Below are 19,116 nucleotides of genomic sequence, written 5' to 3'. Positions count from 1 at the left end.
CGAGCGGCCGGTCACGTTACCAGCCACCCCGGCAGCCGCGCGTCGCATCGTTGCGACCCACGCTGCACCGCGGCACAATGGAGGACACTCCTTAATTGAACCTTCAAATTTTTCGCGCGAGTCGAATCGGCCGGGTACAAATGCTGCTGATTTTATCGGCAGCTATGCGAGGTCATGCAGGGATCCGCAGCCGCATGCATAGCGTGACACGCAACCTTCATAGGGCACCGGCCTGCTGCAATTTACCGAGCGCGTGCTCGACCACTTCCAGCGTGTAGGGCTTCTGAACGACCGGCGCGTCGGCCAGCTGTTCCGGGATCGGCGCACGCTCGCCATAGCCGGTTGCGAAGATGAAGGGCACGCCAATCTCCTTCAGCTTCTGCGCCACCTTGATGCTGCTCTCGCTGCCGAGATTGAGATCGAGCATGGCGAAGTTCGGTCGGGTGCGCTCGATCGAACGCAGCGCCTGGTCGACCGTCGCGGCGGTGTCGACGTGGCGCGCGCCGAGATCGAGCAGAATGACCTCCGCCGCCATTGCGATGATCAGATTGTCCTCGACGATCAACGCGGTCTCGGAGATCCGCGGACGGTCGGACTGCTGTTCCTCAAGCCGCATGGCGGCTCCTGCTATCGCCGGCATCAGCTCGACGAAATTGGCGGGAATGACGAACGTCGCCTGGACGCCCAGAAGGTCGAAGCGGATTTCCGCATCGCCCTTGAGATCGAACGGCACTGAGCGCTCGATGATCGTGGTGCCGAAGCCGCGCCGCGACGGCGGCTGCACCGGTGGCCCGCCGCTTTCCTTCCATTCGATCACGAGACTGGACGAGGGATCGAGGCGCCAGATCACCTCGACACGGCCGGTGGAATCGGCGAGCGCGCCATATTTGGCGGAATTGGTCATCATTTCGTGGACGACGAGAGCCAGCGTGGAGAACGCCTTGGGATCGAGCGCGACGTCCGGCCCACCCATCTTCACCCGGCCTGCACGCGCTCCGAGATAGGCGCCGGCCTCGGATTCGAGCAGGGTCCGCAGCGCCACCGGCGCCCAGTTCAGGTTGGTGATCTGGTCGTGGGCGCGGGCCAGGGCCTGGATACGACCGCCAAGGACGCTCGCAAACTCCTCCACGCTCGTCGCCGTGTCCTTGCTTTGCGCCACCAGCGCGCGGACCAGGCTCAGGATGTTACGGACGCGGTGATTGAGCTCGGCGATCATCAGCTCCTGCCGCTCCTGCGCGCCGCGGCGCTCGCGCGCGGCGAGGTCGGACAATTGCAGGATCACCTCCAGCAGCGTGACGCGCAGGCTCTCGGCGATGCGGATGTCGGCAGACGACCACGGTTTCGATTGCCCCGCCACCGTCTCCTGCCAGAGCTCGAAGCTCTTGCGCGGCGTCAGGCGCGGCCCGTTCGGGCCTTCGTCGTAGACCTTGTCGGGAGCGCCGGCCCAGTTCACGAAACGCGTGACCTCGCGCCGGCAGAAGACCAGGCAGTCGCGCGGTGTCCGTGAGATGGGAATGGCGAGAAAACCCGCCGCGCGGTCGCGAAAAGCCTGCCCGGCGGCATAGACCTTGGCGATCTCGGCGCTGGCAAAGATCCGGCCCGGCGAGGTCCGGTTGATGAAGGCGACGAGATCCTTCACCTCGTCTTCGGTGGGCGTGTCTCCCTCGAGCGATATCTTGTTGTCGGACCAGATCGCGACGCCGTCGCACGCGATCATCTTGCGGTAATCGCTGAGAAAGTCGACGACCGCGCGCCGGCTGTGCTCGTGTGAGGCCGCGATCTCGATCAAGCGCTCCTGAACCTGGTGAGCTCGCGCCTCATAGGCGACATCACCCTCGCGCTCGCGTCCCTCGACGATCCAGGAGAACATCTGTCCGAACAGCTCGGCCGCGGTGCGCTTCTCGAACGAGATGTAACGCGGCGAGTAATGATGGCATGCGAACAGGCCCCACAACTTGCCGTCGCGCAGGATCGACACCGACATCGACGCGGCGACGCCCATGTTTCGCAGATATTCAATGTGGATCGGCGAGACCGATCGCAGCACGCTCATCGAGAGATCGAGCAGACCGGCATTGTGCGTGGGCGTGGAGACCAGCGCAGCGGGCTTGGCGCCGATGTCGGCGATGATGCGCAGCCAGTTGCGCTGATAGAGGATCCGGGCCTGCCGTGGAATGTCGGACGCCGGATAATGCAGGCCGAGGAAGGATTCGAGCCCGGCTTCCGCGGTCTCGGCGATGACCTCGCCCGACCCGTCCGGGTGAAACTGATAGACCATGACCCGGTCGAAGCCGGAGAGCACCTTGAGCTGGCGCGCGGCTTCGCGGGCAAGCTCACTGATGCCGCGCGTCTTGCGGATGCGCTCGAGCATCAGGCGGACGAGCTCACCGGAACTGACGCCGGGCTCGTGGACACTGGGCTCTGCCTCGATGACGAGATAGACCCCGGAGAAATGGATCGAAAGATCGTAAAGCGGCTTGCCGGTCAGGAGCTCGACGCCGAACAGGCGCTCGGTCGCATCCGGCCCGCTCAAATGGTCGACGTGCCGGCGGATGGTCTCGACGGCAGCTTCGGAGATGACGCTCGACAATGGCTGCTGGAGCAGATCGGCCACGTCGCTTCCGAGGAAGCTGCCGACATTGTCGGAGGCCATGCAGATCGTGAAATCCGAGAGGACAGTGAGCATGAAACCGAACGGCTGCACGCTGCCGGGAATGTGGATCGGCTCGCGATCGCAATTGGTGAGATTGACCGCCTCGCTCATGCGCGGTCCGCCGCCTGCTCGAAAGCGGCGAAGGCCGCGCCTGCCGCCGCGATCGCTTCGTCGTCGCAGGCGTCTTCGGCTCCAAGCTTCGCCAGGAAGCTCTGCCAGAGCCGCTGGCCCGCACCATGGCTGAGATAGTCCGTGGCCTCACCGATGCGCGGATCTGCAGCGTCAGCGACCGCCTTGAGCAGGAATTTGGCGCCGAGCCGGGAGCCCTCCAGCACATACATCGTGCCGAGCACGCCGCTTCGTGTCAGGGGCAGCACCGACACCGTGGATTGCGCGGCGCTCCCAAGCCGGCCGAGATCAGCCGCAATTGCAGCGCTGCGCGACCGCTCCGGCCAATCCTGAAACATTCTGGCAACGCCGGCCTCGACGAGCGCCGCCTCGAGCGGCAAAAGCGCGCCCGCACTGGCTTGCAGAAAACGACGGTAGCCGGACAAGGTGGCGAGATCCAACGACGTCAGCTGCGCATCGAGGTCCCGGTGCGCAACCGCAGTGGCGTCTCTTAGTTTTTCGCGGAGTCCGGGGAAGCTAAGGCCCACATGTGTCGAAACGTCCGAAGCCCCAGCCAGCATAGATTTCCCAACGCGCGCGATGCCAAGGGCGCGATTGCCCCGGAACGGACGAAACGCCGGGGGAAAGCCAAAGGTTCCCACCCGGTGCCGGGAAAACGGCGGCGGCGCCCTACCGCTGCCGACGGGGCTTCCTCAACTCGTACTCGATCTCGGACCTGGTCATGCCGCAGTCCAGCAGCTCCCGTTCGGTCATGGCTGCGAGCTGAAACCGGGCGCGGGACCGCTCCCGCCGGACCCGCACGATGTCCACGAGCGTCCGCCAGGCCCGCATGACCATCGCCGGCTGTGACGAACAGGACCGCCCGGCGGACGCGACGCGGTTCAATCCGGTCAGCGCGCTGCCCTCACGGGTGTCTGCGGAAAGGGCCCAAGTGCCTTCTCAGTCAGGATCGAGTCGCAGTATTCCCGAATCTCCTTGATCTTGCCGCCCTCGAGACGAAACACCAGACAGTAGTCGTTGTCGTAGCGGACGCCCTCCGGCGTGACGTTGTCGCCCTTGGCTTCCACCACGACGACGTCGCCATCGGCGATGAAGCGGTGGGCGACAGTCCGGGTGCGGTCGACCAGGCGGGTGCGCACATAGGCGTGCAGATCGTTGAGGATCGACTGCTTGCCCGAAAAGGTCCTCGACCAGGAATACTGACCGGTCACGACCCATCGGGCGTCGTCGGCAAGGCTTGAGGTAAAGAGGGCGCGGTCGCGCGCGGCCGGATCCGGATCGGCAGCCGCGGCAAAAATGTCCTGCATCAGTTTCTTGTTGGCGCTCGCGCTCATTGCGGCATCTCCGTTTGGTGGCAACACGGAGATCATCGCGGGAAAATGATCATTCTTCAAATCAATAGCGAATATGATATCTATTCGCCTCATGAATTTGAATTCGCTTGACCTGAACCTGCTGACCGCACTCGACGCGCTGCTGCGCGAGGCCAATGTCAGCCGCGCCGCCCTGAGAATGGGTCTGTCACAGCCGGCCGCGAGCCACGCGCTCCAGCGCCTGCGCAACATCTTTGGCGACCCGCTGCTGGTGCGCACCGGTGCGCACATGGAGCTGACCCCGCGGGCACAGGCGCTGCGCGCGCCGCTGGCACAGGCGCTCGATCAGGTACGCGGGCTGTTCGTGCCCGAGGAATTCGATGCCGCGCGCAGCGAGCGGCAATTCCGCCTGATGATGCCGGATCTCGCGGTCGAGCTGCTGATGCCGCCCTTGATGGAGAAGGTGACGCGGCTAGCGCCCAATGTCCGCATCGACGTCGTGCCATGGCGGGGTCCTGCGATTTTCCACGCCGAATTCGCACGCACGATCGATCTGGTGATCTCGATCGGCAACGCCTTCAAAGGCTTTCACCGCCAGTTGCTCTACACCGACAGCGACGCGCTTGCGGTGCGGCGCGGCCATCCGATGGTTGCGAAGCTGAAGCGGCGCGAAACCTTCCTGGCCGCGCGCCATGTCGGCGTGATCATTCGTGGCCAGCCCGAGGATTTGATCGACACCTGGCTGCGCAGCAAGGGCATCGAGCGGCACATTTCGCTGGTCGTGCCGGGCTATCTCGAAGCGGTGCACGTCGCCGCCCGCACCGACCTCGTCGCCTTCGTGCCGCGCCGGCTGATCGCAGCGCTGTCGAAGCAGCTCGGCTTGGTCACGGTGACGCCGCCGCTCGACCCCGGGATCGACGCGCAGTTCATGTTCTATCCAACCCGCGCCCAGATGGACCCGGGCTCGATCTGGCTGCGGCGGCTGATGCTGGAGACAGGGCAGGAATTGGAGAAGGTTAAGCGCAAGCTCTCGTAGGTGGGCGAAGCGGAGCGTGCCCACCACCTGTCGCCGCCGGAAAAAAGATCGTGGGCACGGCGCTTTGCGCCTTTGCCCACCCTACAAGAGCCGCCCTCTCACGCCTTCTGCGCGGCCATCACCTTCGCCACCGCGGGACGATCCGACATGCGCTTGAAATGGTCGGCAATCTTCGGCGTGGCGTTGATGTCGACGCTGTCGCCTTCGAGCCAGGTGGAGAGCGTGTAGAGATAGGGATCGCAGATCGTGTACTGCTCGCCCATCGCCCAGGGTCCCCTGAACATCTTCTGCTCCATCAGGGCAAAGCAGGCCGCCATGGTCTTCGGCACCATCGCCTTCATGTCTGCGAACGAACTCTCCTGCGCCGCCCACCGCGCACCGCGCATCTTGTGGGCATGGTTGATGTGCACGGTCGAGCACAGATACGAGTTGAGGGACTGCACCTGGGCGAAATCGAAGGGATCGTCGAGCGGCGCGAGCTTCGCCTTCGGGAAAGTCTGGGCGACGTAAGCCAGCATCGCCGGCGTCTCGGTGAGGACGCCCCGATCCGTCACCAGCGCCGGCACGCGGCCCTTCGGGTTGATCTTGAGATAATCCGGGCTGTTCTGCTGGTTGTCCTTGAAGCTCAGCCGCTCGGCCGTGTAGTCGGCGCCGGCCTCCTCCAGGGTGATGTAGGTGGCGAGCGCGCAGGTGCCGGTCGCGTAGTAGAGCTTGAGCATGTCGGACCTCATGGGGAAAATCGGACGTTAACGGCCCTCAGCCGCGCCGTCCATAGGGGACGTCTTCGCAGTTGCCCACGGCCGCCCGGCTGTGCGAAGACGCCTTCAATCGAGGGGGGATTTTGTCATGACGGTACTCATCGCCGGTGGCGGCATCGGCGGCTTGGCGCTTGCGCTCAGCCTGCACGGAATCGGCGTTCCCGTGAAAGTGTTCGAGAGCGTCGCGGAACTGAAGCCGCTCGGCGTCGGCATCAACGTGCTGCCGCATGCGGTCCGCGAGCTGATCGAGCTCGGGCTGCTGGACAAGCTCGATGCCAGCGGCGTGCGGACGCGCGAGCTCGCCTATTTCTCCAAGCACGGCAAGCCGATCTGGAGCGAGCCGCGCGGCCTTGAGGCCGGCTACAAATGGCCGCAATTCTCGATCCATCGCGGCACCCTCCAGCAGATCCTGCTGGACACCGCGGTCGAACGGCTCGGGCGAGGCAACATCCTGACCAGCCATCACCTGACCGGTTGGACCGAAACCGCGAACGGCGTGCGCGCCGACTTCATCGACAAGGCGACCGGCAAGGCCGCCGGCACTTACGACGGCGCGATCCTGATCGCCGCCGACGGCATCCATTCCGCCGTGCGCGAAAAGCTGTACCCGGGCGAAGGTCCGCCGATCTGGAACGGCCGCATCCTCTGGCGCGGCGTCACGCCGTCCAAGGCCTTCCTGACCGGCCGCACCATGATCATGGCCGGCCATGAGATCCTGAAATTCGTCTGCTATCCCATCAGCAAGGCGCCGGACGCGGCGGGCAACCATCTGATCAACTGGGTTGCCGAACGCCATATGCCGCCGACCTATCAGTGGCGGCGCGAGGACTATAACCGCACCGCACGGCTGGAAGAGTTCCTGCCCTGGTTCGAGAGCTGGCAATTCGACTGGCTCGACGTCCCCGGCCTCATCCGGAACTGCCCGCACGCCTATGAATATCCGCTGGTCGACCGCGATCCGATCCCACGATGGACCTTCGGCAAGGTCACGCTGATGGGCGATGCCGCGCACCCGATGTACCCGATCGGCTCGAACGGTGCCTCGCAGGCGATCCTCGATGCCCGCACCATCACCCGCGAGATTCTCGCGCATGGCCCGACGCCAGCCGCGCTGCTCGCCTATGAGGCCGAGCGCCGGCCCGCGACCACCGACCTCGTCCTGCTGAACCGCAAGAACGGCCCCGAGCAGGTGATGCAGCTGGTCGAGGAGCGCGCGCCCGACGGTTACAAGGTCGTCACCGATGTGCTGTCGCAAAAGGAGCTGGAAGACATCGCAGCGAACTACAAGCGCGTCGCGGGATTTCAGGTCGAAGCGCTGAATGCCAAGCCGCCGATCGTGAGCAAGGACGCGCGCGCGGGGGTGTGAGCCCTGCAGTCAGGACGAGATGCAAATGAGGTGCCCTAGCCGCTTGTGGGAGAGGGCAGACCCTCTGGTGGACACAGACACAATTGGGCGAGGGTTCTCTCCGCGAGCAAACCACTTGCATTTGAGCTCGCTGAAGCAACCTTCATCCGGCGCGGCGCGCCACCTTCTTCCACAAGAGGAGAAGGACGGTAGAGTGTGCCGCGAGCGACGAAATCACTTCACCACCCTCGCCGCCTCCAGCAATCGCTCGCTCGCGCTTGCCGTTGCCAGCACCGTGCCGTCTTCGGCCATCAGCTTCGCCTCGACGAAGGCAATCGTCCTGCCGAGCTGTGTCACCCTGGCCTCGCCGACAATCGGACCGGGTTTCGCGGGGCTAAGGAAATTCACGGTCATGCTGATCGTCGTGGTGTAGAGCCGGCCCTCGCTCATCACCAGCACCGCCGGGCCCATGGTGTCGTCGAGCATGGCCGAGAGCATGCCGCCCTGGATGAAGCCGGCCGGATTGCAGAACTCCGGCTTGCCCTCGAAGCCGAGCTTGATCCAGCCCTCCTCGGGGCGGGCATCGAGCAGGCGCCATCCCAGCAATTCGGCACAGGGCGGCTTTGGAAAATTGTCGAGCGCGGTCTTGATCATGCAAAACTCCTCCGTTGTTGCCGACCTAGCGCAGACCTGCTGCCAGCATAGTGTCAGCACAGCAGCGGAACCTACCCCGCGGGAACTCCGCGGGCCCAAGCCGCCCCAGCGCAATTTAAGGCCACTTCAACCAAACCGTTTCACCAGCGATTCAATACGATCGAATCGAAAATACCGCCGGTAATCGGTTCGCAGGTACCACATGGGAGAAGCGACCGTGACACCGGAGCCCTTCCATGAAAACCCTGTTACGGCAAGCTGTCGACCGTTTGCACGCGATCGAAGACCATCTGACGGTACGCACGCAGATCGCGGCGGCGGTGGCCGCGATGTCCATCGTGCTCGTCGGCGTCCTCGCAGTTGGCGCGGCTTTTATCAGCTACAGGAACACCTCGGCTCTGATCGAGAGCAGCCTCGCTGGAATCGCATCCAGCGCCTCCGGCCGGCTCGACCGATTCATGGCGACCCGCCAGCAGGAGATGAAGCTGTTCGCGGAACTCCAGCCCATGCAAGCGCAGTGGCAGGGTGACCCCGCCGCATTGCGCAGCTCGCTCGAGGACGTCCAGCGATCGTTTTCCGAATTCGCCTGGATCGGCTTTGCCGACGTCCAGGGCAACGTCGTCGCCTCCACCGGCGGTCTCCTCCAAGGCAAGTCGGTGGGCGCGCGCCCGTGGTTCAAGCAGGGTCTAGACAGGCTTGCCGTCGGGGACGTGCATGAGGCAGTCCTGCTGTCCTCGCTGCTGACGCAGCGCGCCAACAACGAGCCTTACCGCTTCGTCGACATCGCCGTCCCCGTGCACGATGCTGGCGGCAAGCTGCTCGGCGTGCTCGGCGGGCATCTGGACTGGAACTGGGCCAGCAATCTGATCAAGGATGTCGAAGCCAATGACGGCAACACCGACACTCGGCTGTCTATCCTCAGCAAGGGCGGAATGGTGCTGCTTGGTCCGCAGAAAGAGACTATCCGTTATGGCGGCGACGAACTTGCCGCCATCGTGAAAGCCGGCATCGGTACCTTCAGGGAAGCGGATGACGGACAGCAGATGCTGACGGCGTTCCACGTCGGCAGGGGTCATCGCGATTATCAGGGCCTGAACTGGATCGTCACCGCGAGCCAGCCGGCGAGTGTGGCGCTGGCGGCGGCGATGTCCTCGGCCCAGACGATCTTGGCAATCGGCGCCGCCACCGCACTGATTGCACTGTCGCTCGCCATGCTGGTCTCGCGCCGGATCGCCTCGCCGATCATCGCCTTCACGCGGGAAGCCGACCGCATCGGACGCGCGCACGGCCCGACCATGCTGGCGCGGCAGAGCGGCTCCGCCGAAGTTGTCCAGCTCTCACGCGCGCTGCGCTCGCTGCTCCGCCGGATCGGCCTTGCCGAGGAGCGTACCAAGGAAGCCGAATTGCGCGCGACCGAGAACGCGATGCAGTTCCAGGAGGACATGCTGAGGTTGCGCCAGCTCGCCGAGACCGATTTCATGACCGGCCTGATGAACCGCCGGTCCTTCCTGAGCGTCGCCGACGACGCTGTCGCGTTCTGCCGCCGCTACAAGCGCCAGATGGCGACGCTGATGATCGACATCGACCATTTCAAGAAGATTAACGACACCCACGGCCACGCCGCGGGCGACGATGCCATCAAGAGCATCGCCGACATCATCGGTCAGTCGATCCGGACCACCGACAAGGCAGCCCGCTTCGGCGGTGAAGAGTTCGTGGTGCTGCTGCGCGAGATCGACCAGCAAACCGCCGTGCTGCTCGCCGACCGCATCAGAGCGTCGATCGAGAGCGCGACGGTGCGGCATGGCGATGTCGTCATCCCCATCACCGTGTCCGTCGGGCTGGCGATGTTCGACGAAAGCGACCGCGACGTACAGGACGTGATCGAGCGTGCCGATCAGGGCCTCTACGTCGCCAAGAAAACCGGACGCAACCGCACCTTCCTGATGCCGGCCGAGGACGAGCGCGCCGCGCGCGCCGCCTGACAGTCCTAATCCAGCGCGTGCGCAATCACCTTGCGCATGACATTGGGCAGCGCCTCGTCCGCAAGGGTGGCGACCGGCACCCAGCGCATGCCCTCGGGCGCGCGGGTGCGGGCTGCGGCCCTCGCCGTGTAGACCACCAGCTCCAGTGGAAAATGTGTGAAGACGTGGGTGACGAGGCCGATCTTGCGCTGCCAGCGCGAAAGCCCCTTCAGGGCTGGCGCCTGCAGCTTCGCCGCCGCGTCGTCCTGTCCGGCCAGCCAGTCCGAGCCGGGCACTTCGGTCATGCCGCCGAGCAGGCCCTTTTCGGGCCGGCTGCGGACCAGCAGCTCCTCACCGCGCGTGACGACGAAGGCCGCTCCGCGCCGCAACGTTCCACTCTTCTTCGGCGCCTTGCGCGGAAAGGTCTCCTGCGTGCTCTGGAGGCGCGCCGTGCAATCCTCGTTCAGCGGACATAACGAGCAAGCCGGCTTTTTCGGCGTGCAGATCGAGGCGCCCAAATCCATCAGCGCCTGCGCGCTGTCGCCGGCGCGGGAGTTTGCAAGCAGCGTCGCCGCCAGTCGCTGGATCAGAGGTTTCGCCTGCGGGAGTTCATCTTCAACCGCAAAGAGCCGCGACACCACGCGCTCGATATTGCCGTCGACCGGCATGGTGTGGCGATCGAAGGCGATGGCGGCAATGGCCGCCGCCGTGTACGGCCCGATGCCCGGCAGCGCACGCAGCCCCTCCTCGGTGTCGGGAAAGCTGCCGCCATGCTCGCGCGTCACCGCGACCGCGCAGGCGTACAGGTTACGCGCGCGCGAATAATAGCCGAGCCCGGCCCACATCCGCAGCACGTCGTCCTGCGAGGCCCGCCCGAGCGCGGTGACATCCGGCCAGCGCGCGACGAATTTTTCGAAATACGGCCCGACCGCCTTCACCGTGGTCTGCTGCAGCATGATCTCCGAGAGCCAGACGCGGTAGGGATCCGACGTCTCGCCGGGCGCCGCCCGCCACGGCAGACGGCGCCGGTGGCGGTCGTACCATTGGAGCAGCAAGGTGGGGCGAGCCAAACCTGCCGACTGAACTGGTTCCGACTTGGCCTTACGCGCAGATTTCGGGCTCATGTTCCTACTGTAACGACCTCCCGTCGATCTCTCCACGTCATGCCCGCGCTCGTCGAGGGCATCCACGTCTTTCTTCGCAGGAAGAACGTCGATGGCCGGGACAAGCCCCGCCTTGACCACGACGAGCCTGCCGGTCGCGCGAGAGAGTGCTATAAGCCCCCATGTCCAAATTCCCGCCCAAACCCGGCCCCATCAGCGCCAAGCCGCTCGGCATCCTGCTCAACGACGTCTTTGCCGAGGCCTATGCCAAGCAGGGCTTTGCGGCGCGCGAGCTGGTGACGCGGTGGGCGCAGATTGCAGGTCCCGAGATCGCGGCCCATGCCGAGCCCCTGAAGATGCAATGGCCGCGCCCGGTGGAGGGCCAGCCGCAGGAGCCGGCGACCCTGGTGCTGCGGGTGGAGGGGCCGATGGCGCTGGAAATCCAGCATTCCGCCGACATCATCCTGGAGCGGGTCAACCGTTTCTTCGGCTGGAGCGCGGTCGGCAAGCTCGCCTTCCGCCAGGCGCCGCTGTCGCGGCCCCAGGCCCGGAAGCGGCCCGCCCCGCCCGACGCCAAAGCAGTGGCCAAAGTGGCGGAGAGTCTGGGCGACATCGAAGATGAACAACTGAAGACGGCGCTGGCGCGGCTGGGGGCCGCCATCAAGCGAAATTGAGCCTTATTTCGCGGTCAATCTGGACCCGTCTCCACCGCTCGCCATTGCCTCAAGCTACGTTTCAAGCTAGCGACAGGCCGCCCGGGCGGGAACTTGATAGACCCCTGGGGCGACATTTTTGCCAATTCGGGAGCCGACCGTGATCATCACCCGCCGCGCCTTCACCACGATGCTGTCGCTGACAGGGCTTGCCGCGCTCGCCGGGCTCTCGCCGCTGCAATTCATATCCGAAGCCATGGCGCAATCGGCCGCCGACGTCGCCAAGCCGGTGTCGCTGCCCGACATGGCGCTCGGCCCCAACGACGCCGCCGTCACCATCACCGAATACGCCTCGATGACCTGCCCGCACTGCGCCGCCTTCAACGAGCAGGTGTTCCCGAAGATCAAGAAGGAATACATCGACACCGGCAAGGTGCGTTACATCTTCCGCGAGTTCCCGCTCGACATCAAAGCCGCCGCCGGCTCGATGCTGTCGCGCTGCATCGCCAAGGACGACGCGGCGAAATACTTCGCCGTCACCGACATGCTGTTCCGCCAGCAGAACGACTGGGTGGTGAAGAACACCACCGAGACCCTGACGCGGATCGGCAAGCAGGCCGGCCTCACCCAGCAGCAGGTCGAGGCCTGCCTGAAGGATCAGGCGCTGCTCGACAAGATCGCCGCCGACCAGAAATATGCCAGCGACGTTCTGAAGGTGGATTCGACGCCGACCTTCTTCATCAACGGCGAGAAGATCAAGGGCGAGACCTCGTTCGAGGAGTTCGCCAAGAAGATCAATCCGCTGCTGAAGAGCTGATTCGCTCGTCAAGATCCTGATTCGCATCTCGAAAGCCGTATCTTTCCCGGCATAAATCCCTTGGGAAAAGCGGCTTTCGCCGGTTGCCCTCGCGGCGCACCGCGGCCATTGTCCAGCCGCATGAGGCGCCTCGCGCGACTCGCCCGGATAGCGACATTGCCTTCCATGGTAGTGTCCCGGCAGGGGGATTCGCGCCTGCCAACAGAGATGCGTGCTTATGAAAATCACCCGCCTGCGCCTTCACGGCTTCAAGTCCTTCGTTGAGGCCACCGACTTCGTCATCGAGCCCGGACTGACCGGCGTGGTCGGACCCAACGGCTGCGGCAAGTCGAATCTCGTCGAAGCGCTGCGCTGGGCGATGGGCGAGACCTCCTACAAGTCGCTGCGTGCCGCCGACATGGATGCAGTGATCTTCGCCGGCTCCGGCAACCGTCCGGCCCGCAACCACGCCGAAGTGACGATGACGATCGACAATTCCGATCGCACCGCGCCGGCGGCGATGAACGACAGCCAGCTGCTCGAAATCTCCCGCCGCATCGAGCGCGAGGCCGGCTCGGTCTATCGCATCAACGGCCGCGACGTGCGCGCCCGCGACGTGCAGATCCTGTTCGCCGACGCCGCCACCGGCGCGCGTTCGCCCGCCCTGGTCCATCAGGGCAAGATCGGCGAAATCATCCAGGCCAAGCCCGAGCAGCGCCGCCGCGTGCTGGAAGACGCCGCAGGCGTCGCCGGTCTGCATGCCCGTCGCCACGAGGCCGAGTTGCGGCTGAAGGCGGCTGAAACCAACCTCACCCGCGTCGAGGACGTGATCGGCCAGCTCGCAGGACAAATGGAAGGCCTGAAGAAGCAGGCTCGCCAGGCCGTGCGCTACCGCGAAGTCGCGGCCAAGGTCCGCAAGGCCGAAGCCACGCTGTTTCATCTGCGCTGGATCGGCGCCCATGCCGACGTCAACGAATCCGGCCAGACCCACGATCTCGCGGTGCGCGAGATGGCCGAGCGCACCCAGCACCAGGCCGAAGCCGCCCGCATCCAGGCCATTCGCGCCGCCGAAATGCCGGCGCTGCGCGATGCCGAGGCGCGCGCCGCTGCAGGCTTGCAGCGTCTCACCAATGCCCGCGAGCTGCTCGACCGCGAGGAGGAGCGCGCCAAGGAGCGCGTCGCGGAGCTCGAGCGCCGCCTCGCCCAGTTCGAAGGCGACATTTCCCGTGCTCAGCAACAGACCATGGACGCCGACGTCGCGCTGCAGCGGCTCGACACCGAAGATTCCGAGCTGAAGGAAGAGATCAAGTCGCGCGTCGAGAAGCGCTCCGGCGTCGACGAGCGCGTCGGCGAAGCCGAGGCGGTGCTGACCGAAACCGAGCAGCAATTCGCCGAACTCACCACAGCGCTCGCCGACCTCACCGCCAAGCGCAACCAGCTCGAGGCCAACGTCCGTACCCACCGCGACAAGCTGGCCCGGCTCGACCAGGAGATCGCGAACGTTGCGGCCGAAGAGCAGAAGCTCGCCGCCGAGACCGGCGGCTTCGGCGACCTCGACGAGCTGACCGCTCTGGTCGAAACCGCGGAAGAGACGCTCGCGGCTTCCGAAGCCGCAGCGCAGGCGAGCGAAGCCGCGCACGTCGCGGCGCGCCAGACGCTGGAATCCTCGCGCTCGCCGCTGGTCGAAGCCGACAAGCGCGCGCAGCGGCTCGAAACCGAGGCGCGCACGATCTCCAAGATCCTCAACGGAGAGACCAAGAATCTGTGGCCGCCGATCATCGACGGCATCACCGTCGACAAGGGTTTCGAGAAGGCGATCGGCGCCGCGCTCGGTGACGATCTCGATGCGCCAATCGACCCGTCGGCGCCGATGCGCTGGACCAACGTCGGACACACCGACGGCGATCCGGAGCTGCCCGAAGGCGCCGTGCCGCTCGCCAATCACGTGCAGGCGCCGGCCGAGCTGACGCGCCGTCTGGCCCAGATCGGCGTGGTGCCGCGCGAGCGCGGCGCCGAGCTGGTGTCGCAACTCAGGACCGGCCAGCGGCTGGTCTCGCCCGAAGGCGACGTCTGGCGCTGGGACGGCTTCGTTGCCGCAGCCCATGCCCCGACCGGCGCCGCGCGGCGCCTCGCCGAGCGCGCCCGTCTCGTCGACATCGAGAACGAGCTGGAGCAGGCCCGCATCGACGCGCAGATCAAGCGTCAGGCGCTGGAGAACGCCGAGTCCGAGCTGCAGATGGCGGCCAGCACCGAAGGCGCCAGCCGTGAAGCCTGGCGCGCCGCGCAGCGCGAGCTCAATGTCGCGCGCGAGCGCCACGCCACCGCCGAGCGCGAGATCAGCCGTCATGCCGCGCGCAAGGCGACGCTGTCGGAAGCGCACAGCCGTCTCGCCGCCGACCGCGCCGAGGCCGAGGCCGCCTACGAATATGCTGAAGCCGGCATCTCCGAGCTGCCGTCGAGCGAGGACACCGAAACCCGCCTCGCCGCGGTCCGCAGTGACATCGAAGGCCATCGCCGCATGGCGGCCCAGGTCCGCGCCGAGGCGCAGGCGCTGGCCCGTGAGGCCGAGCTTGCCGACCGCCGCGTCCAGGCGATCCTGGCCGAACGCACGGAGTGGCAGAACCGCAAGGAGAGCGCGGCCTCCCACATCGACACTATCCAGGCCCGCATTGCCGAGCTCACGATCGAGCGCAGCGAGCTCGAAAACGCACCCGTCGTGTTCGCCGAAAAGCGCAGCGCACTGATCACCGAGATCGAATACGCCGAGAACGACCGCCGCATGGCCGCCGACGCGCTTGCCACCGCGGAGAGCGCGATGGCCGAGACCGATCGCGTCGCCAAATTGACCTTGGAGGCGCTCTCCAGCTCGCGCGAGGCCACCGCCCGCGCCGAGGAACGCATGGAGGGCGCGCGGCGCCGGCTCGAGGACATCGAGCGCGAGATCCGCGACATGCTCGAAGTCGAGCCGCAGGCCGTTGCAGGTCTGGCCGAGATCGAGCCCGGCACGGAGCTGCCGCCGCTGCACGACATCGAGGAAGACCTCGAAAAGATGCGCCGCGACCGCGAGCGCCTCGGCGCAGTCAATCTGCGCGCTGAGGAAGAGCTGCGCGAGGTCGAGACCCAGCATAACGGTCTGGTCACCGAGCGCGACGACCTGGTCGAGGCCATCAAGCGGCTGCGCCAGGGCATCCAGAGCCTCAACAAGGAGGCGCGCGAGCGGCTCCTGACCTCGTTCGAGGTCGTCAACAACCACTTCAAGCGCCTGTTCGTCGAGCTGTTCGGCGGCGGCGAAGCCGCGCTGCACCTGATCGAGAGCGACGACCCGCTCGAAGCCGGCCTCGAAATCATCGCGAAACCGCCGGGCAAGAAGCCGCAGACGCTGTCGCTGCTCTCGGGCGGCGAGCAGGCGCTGACCGCGATGGCGCTGATCTTCGCGGTGTTCCTCACCAACCCCTCACCGATCTGCGTGCTGGACGAAGTCGATGCGCCGCTCGACGACCACAACGTCGAACGGTACTGCAACCTGCTGCACGAGATGACCAGCTCGACCGACACGCGCTTCATCATCATCACGCACAATCCGATCACGATGGCGCGGATGAACCGGCTGTTCGGCGTCACCATGGCCGAGCGCGGCGTGTCGCAACTGGTGTCGGTCAGCCTGTCCGAGGCTGTGGACATTCTCGACCAGAACGTGGCGTGACGTCTCTGGCTCCGAAATGACGGTGGGCGAAGATGATCTCGCCCACGCTCCCACCTGAACTGAAGGCAGCCCTCGACGGCAAGCTGCAGGGTTTTTCCCGCACCGACGCGGCACAGCGATCCGAGAGGATCTCGACAACCTATCGCGCCGGCGGCGGCTCCGGCACGATCAAGTCGGACGCCGATGCGCTCGCCTATGCGCTGGCGCGGATGCCGGCGACCTACGCGGCCGTTGCTGCAAGCCTCAATGCGCTGACCGAGATCGCGCCTGATCTTGTCCCGAAAACGCTGCTCGACGTCGGCGCGGGCCCGGGCACCGCGAGTTGGGCCGCCGCCGAGGCGTTTCCATCGCTGCAGGATTTTACACTACTTGATGCCAACGCCACGCTGAGCCGGCTCGCGCTTGAACTCGCTCGCGACAGCTCGCGGCTGGCGGAGTGCCGGTATCTGCCCGGCGATGCCGGCGGCAACCTCACCGAGATCGCGGCGGCCGATCTCGTCGTTGCGAGCTACATCATCGGCGAGCTCGGCGAGGCCGATCAGCGCAAGCTCGCGGACGCCATGTGGGCCAAGGCGCGCCATGCGCTGGTCGTGATCGAGCCGGGCACGCCCGCCGGCTATGCGCGCATCCTCGCGCTGCGCCAGCAACTGATCGCGCTGGGTGCCTTTGTCGCCGCGCCCTGCCCGCACGAAAAGCCCTGCCCGCTCACCGCGCCCGACTGGTGTCATTTCAGCCAGCGCCTGCCGCGCTCGCAGGCCCATCGCCAGATCAAGGGCGCCGACGTGCCGTTCGAGGACGAGCGCTTCATCTACGTCGCCTTGACCCGCACGCCGCCGACAACCCGGGCCGCGCGGGTGCTGGCACCGCCCGATGTCGGCAAGGCCGAGATCACGGCCAAGCTCTGCACCGAGGACGGCGTCGCCATCACGAGGTTGCCTCGCCGCGACAAGGCCGCTTATGCGGAGGCAAGGCGCTGGCGCTGGGGCGACGCTGTTCTGTCCGAAAGTTAACTTCGTCCGCTGCTTTTGCCTTGAACTCGGATGGTTCCTCGTTCGACCAAGTCTTACCTCTCCTTTGCGCCGGGGCTCTCGCTTCGCGCCAATTTGGTCTAGGCTAGGGCCCGTCTTCTTCCCCCATCAGGAGTTTTCCATGTCGACCGGCTGGATCGTTCTCGGCGTCGTCGTCGTTCTCGTGTTCCTGGCGTTCAGCGCCTACAACCGCCTGGTGGCGCTGAGCCAGCGGGTCGGCCAGGCCTTTGCCGATATCGACGTGCAGCTCAAGCAGCGCCACGACCTGATCCCGAACCTGGTCGAGACCGTGAAGGGCTACGCCTCGCATGAGCGCGGCACGCTCGACGACGTCATCAAGGCGCGCAATTCGGCGATGTCGGCGCAGGGCCCGGCGCAGGTGTCCGCAGCCGAGAACCAGCTCTCCGGCGCGCTCGGCCGGCTGATCGCGCTGTCGGAGGCATATCCCGACCTCAAGGCCAACGCCAATTTCCAGCAGCTCGCATCCGAACTCTCCGACCTCGAGAACAAGATCGCGGCCAGCCGCCGCTTCTTCAACAACGCCGTCCAGGAATACAACACCGGCATCCAGCAGATGCCCGCCGCGCTGTTCGCCGGCATGTTCGGCTTCACAAAGAAGGACTTCTTCGATCTCGGCGCCAGCCGCACCGAAGTCGAGGCCGCGCCGCAGGTGAAATTCTGAAGTTGAGCCGATAGGCCGGCAGGGCACCCCGCGTCATGGCCGCGTATGGACTCTACACGCACATCGCCTCGAACAAGTTTCGTTCGATGCTGCTGCTCGCCGGCCTGTTCGCGCTGGTCTACGTGCTGGTCTATGCCGGCGCGCTGGTCGCAGAAGTCGTCATCAACGGCAATGAGACCGTCGTCTATTATCTGAGGCGCGCCCTCGACGATCTGATCGTGGCCGCACCGGTTGCGACGATCGTGGCGGCGGTTTGGGTCGTGATCGCCTATTTCTTCCACCAGTCGATGATCGACGCGGTGACCGGCGGCCACGACGTCACGAGGCAGGAGGAGCCGCGGCTCTACAATCTGCTGGAAAACCTCTGCATCTCGCGCGGCATCACCATGCCGAAGCTGAAGATCATGGAGAGCCCGGCGCTGAACGCATTCGCGACCGGCCTCAATCCCAGGCAATATTCCATCACCGTTACCACCGGCCTCCTCAGCGCGCTTGATGACAAGGAGATCGAGGCGGTGCTGGGCCACGAGCTGACCCACATCAAGAACGGCGACGTGCAGCTCATGGTCGTCGCCGTCATCATCGCCGGCGTGGTCGGCTTCTTCGGCGAGTTGTTCTTCCGCCTGTTCACGAATTTCAGCTGGAGTTCCGGCGGCTCATGGTCCTCTGGCTCCTCCTCGTCGTCGCCGTCGTCCTCGTCGTCAAGCGACAGCAAGAATTCCGGCGGCGGCGCCGTGATCGTGATCATCATCGCGGTCGTGCTGATCGTGGTGGCCTGGCTGCTGTCGCAGGTGGTCAAGCTGGCGCTGTCGCGGTCGCGCGAATTTCTCGCCGACGCAGGCTCCGTCGAGCTGACGAAAGATCCCGATGCGATGATCTCGGCGCTGCGCAAGATCGAGAACCGCGGCGAGCTGCCCGGCGCGACCTCGGCCGTGATGGAGCTCTGCGTCGACAATCCTCGCGAGGGCTTTGCCGATCTGTTCGCGACCCACCCGTCCGTGCAATCCCGGGTCGACGCGCTGGTCAAGTTTGCCGGCGGCCACGATCCCGGCCCGCTGCCGCCGCCCGAGGACGAGACTGGCGAGCCGGAGGCGCAAACCGACCAGCCCGACGCGCCGCCGCCGGTGGCGAAGGGACCGTGGAACGACGCCGGTAGCTCGGCCAGTCCGCCACCCGTGCCCGCACCCGGCCCCGCCGGAACCGCAGCGGGAAGCCCAATCAATCCGATGGGTCCCTGGGGACGCCATTGAGTGCGTGATTTACCGCCGCGCGTGCCGGGTTTTACGAGGGCTGGGAAAA

At 65.8% G+C, this 19,116-nt stretch carries 16 protein-coding genes; 9 read left to right on the top strand and 7 right to left on the bottom strand.

The genetic code is table 11. The features are described from left to right. Positions 1 to 217: 217 nt before the first annotated feature. The 4 genes from CIT39_RS08735 to CIT39_RS08720 form a co-directional block, all read right to left on the bottom strand. Positions 218 to 2,764 (bottom strand): HWE histidine kinase domain-containing protein, encoded by a 2,547-nt coding sequence (locus CIT39_RS08735; RefSeq protein ID WP_094975704.1) that lies wholly within the window; start codon positions 2,762 to 2,764, stop codon positions 218 to 220. After that, positions 2,761 to 3,309, bottom strand: a complete 549-nt coding sequence (locus tag CIT39_RS08730; RefSeq protein ID WP_334273151.1) for a biliverdin-producing heme oxygenase — start codon at positions 3,307 to 3,309, stop codon at positions 2,761 to 2,763. The genes CIT39_RS08735 and CIT39_RS08730 overlap by 4 nt, the downstream gene beginning before the upstream one ends. 142 nt (positions 3,310 to 3,451) lie before the next feature. Then, positions 3,452 to 3,613 (bottom strand): YjiS-like domain-containing protein, encoded by a 162-nt coding sequence (locus tag CIT39_RS08725; RefSeq protein WP_244607547.1) that lies wholly within the window; start codon positions 3,611 to 3,613, stop codon positions 3,452 to 3,454. Between the two features lie 59 nt (positions 3,614 to 3,672). After that, the gene (locus tag CIT39_RS08720) at positions 3,673 to 4,116 is read right to left on the bottom strand and encodes a nuclear transport factor 2 family protein (RefSeq protein ID WP_162308417.1); all 444 of its coding nucleotides are present in this window, start codon (positions 4,114 to 4,116) and stop codon (positions 3,673 to 3,675) included. Positions 4,117 to 4,207: 91 nt separating this feature from the next. Here CIT39_RS08720 and CIT39_RS08715 point away from each other — a divergent pair, with 91 nt between their 5' ends. Continuing rightward, positions 4,208 to 5,131 carry a LysR family transcriptional regulator gene (locus CIT39_RS08715; RefSeq protein ID WP_094975707.1) on the top strand — a complete coding sequence of 308 codons (924 nt, stop codon included), beginning with the start codon at positions 4,208 to 4,210 and terminating at the stop codon, positions 5,129 to 5,131. Positions 5,132 to 5,229: 98 nt separating this feature from the next. Here CIT39_RS08715 and CIT39_RS08710 read toward each other — a convergent pair whose 3' ends face one another. Further along, entirely contained in the window at positions 5,230 to 5,850 is a 621-nt protein-coding gene (locus CIT39_RS08710; protein ID WP_094975708.1) for a glutathione S-transferase family protein, read from the bottom strand. Between the two features lie 127 nt (positions 5,851 to 5,977). Between CIT39_RS08710 and CIT39_RS08705 the strand changes: the two genes are divergently transcribed. Beyond that, positions 5,978 to 7,255: a flavin-dependent oxidoreductase gene (locus tag CIT39_RS08705; protein ID WP_094975709.1), complete on the top strand. Its 1,278-nt coding sequence runs from the start codon at positions 5,978 to 5,980 to the stop codon at positions 7,253 to 7,255. Between the two features lie 213 nt (positions 7,256 to 7,468). Here the strand turns inward: CIT39_RS08705 and CIT39_RS08700 are convergent, their stop codons facing one another. Beyond that, a complete protein-coding gene (locus CIT39_RS08700) occupies positions 7,469 to 7,888 on the bottom strand; it encodes a PaaI family thioesterase (RefSeq protein ID WP_094975710.1) in 420 nt (139 codons plus the stop codon). Positions 7,889 to 8,124: 236 nt separating this feature from the next. Here CIT39_RS08700 and CIT39_RS08695 point away from each other — a divergent pair, with 236 nt between their 5' ends. Continuing rightward, a complete protein-coding gene (locus CIT39_RS08695; RefSeq protein ID WP_094975711.1) occupies positions 8,125 to 9,873 on the top strand; it encodes a sensor domain-containing diguanylate cyclase in 1,749 nt (582 codons plus the stop codon). Between the two features lie 5 nt (positions 9,874 to 9,878). Here CIT39_RS08695 and mutY read toward each other — a convergent pair whose 3' ends face one another. After that, positions 9,879 to 10,976: an A/G-specific adenine glycosylase gene (gene mutY / locus CIT39_RS08690; RefSeq protein WP_162308416.1), complete on the bottom strand. Its 1,098-nt coding sequence runs from the start codon at positions 10,974 to 10,976 to the stop codon at positions 9,879 to 9,881. Between the two features lie 161 nt (positions 10,977 to 11,137). On the opposite strand from mutY, the gene CIT39_RS08685 reads away from it, so the two are divergent. From CIT39_RS08685 to CIT39_RS08660, 6 genes are all read left to right on the top strand, one after another. Continuing rightward, positions 11,138 to 11,629 carry a DUF721 domain-containing protein gene (locus CIT39_RS08685; RefSeq protein WP_094975713.1) on the top strand — a complete coding sequence of 164 codons (492 nt, stop codon included), beginning with the start codon at positions 11,138 to 11,140 and terminating at the stop codon, positions 11,627 to 11,629. A 139-nt stretch (positions 11,630 to 11,768) separates the two neighbouring features. Further along, a complete protein-coding gene (locus CIT39_RS08680; protein WP_094975714.1) occupies positions 11,769 to 12,425 on the top strand; it encodes a DsbA family protein in 657 nt (218 codons plus the stop codon). A gap of 217 nt (positions 12,426 to 12,642) precedes the next feature. Further along, positions 12,643 to 16,107, top strand: a complete 3,465-nt coding sequence (gene smc, locus CIT39_RS08675) for a chromosome segregation protein SMC (protein ID WP_094975715.1) — start codon at positions 12,643 to 12,645, stop codon at positions 16,105 to 16,107. Positions 16,108 to 16,139: 32 nt separating this feature from the next. Continuing rightward, positions 16,140 to 17,117: a small ribosomal subunit Rsm22 family protein gene (locus CIT39_RS08670; protein ID WP_094975716.1), complete on the top strand. Its 978-nt coding sequence runs from the start codon at positions 16,140 to 16,142 to the stop codon at positions 17,115 to 17,117. A 139-nt stretch (positions 17,118 to 17,256) separates the two neighbouring features. Beyond that, positions 17,257 to 17,817, top strand: coding sequence for a LemA family protein (locus tag CIT39_RS08665; protein WP_094975717.1), 561 nt, complete (start codon positions 17,257 to 17,259; stop codon positions 17,815 to 17,817). 35 nt (positions 17,818 to 17,852) lie between these two features. After that, positions 17,853 to 19,067 carry a M48 family metallopeptidase gene (locus CIT39_RS08660; protein ID WP_094975718.1) on the top strand — a complete coding sequence of 405 codons (1,215 nt, stop codon included), beginning with the start codon at positions 17,853 to 17,855 and terminating at the stop codon, positions 19,065 to 19,067. The last annotated feature ends 49 nt before the right edge of the window (positions 19,068 to 19,116 follow it).

Source organism: Bradyrhizobium symbiodeficiens, from assembly GCF_002266465.3.
Classification (GTDB): domain Bacteria; phylum Pseudomonadota; class Alphaproteobacteria; order Rhizobiales; family Xanthobacteraceae; genus Bradyrhizobium; species Bradyrhizobium symbiodeficiens.
Note: the sequence above shows the minus strand (reverse complement) of the source record. Positions and strands in the feature narration are given on the sequence as shown.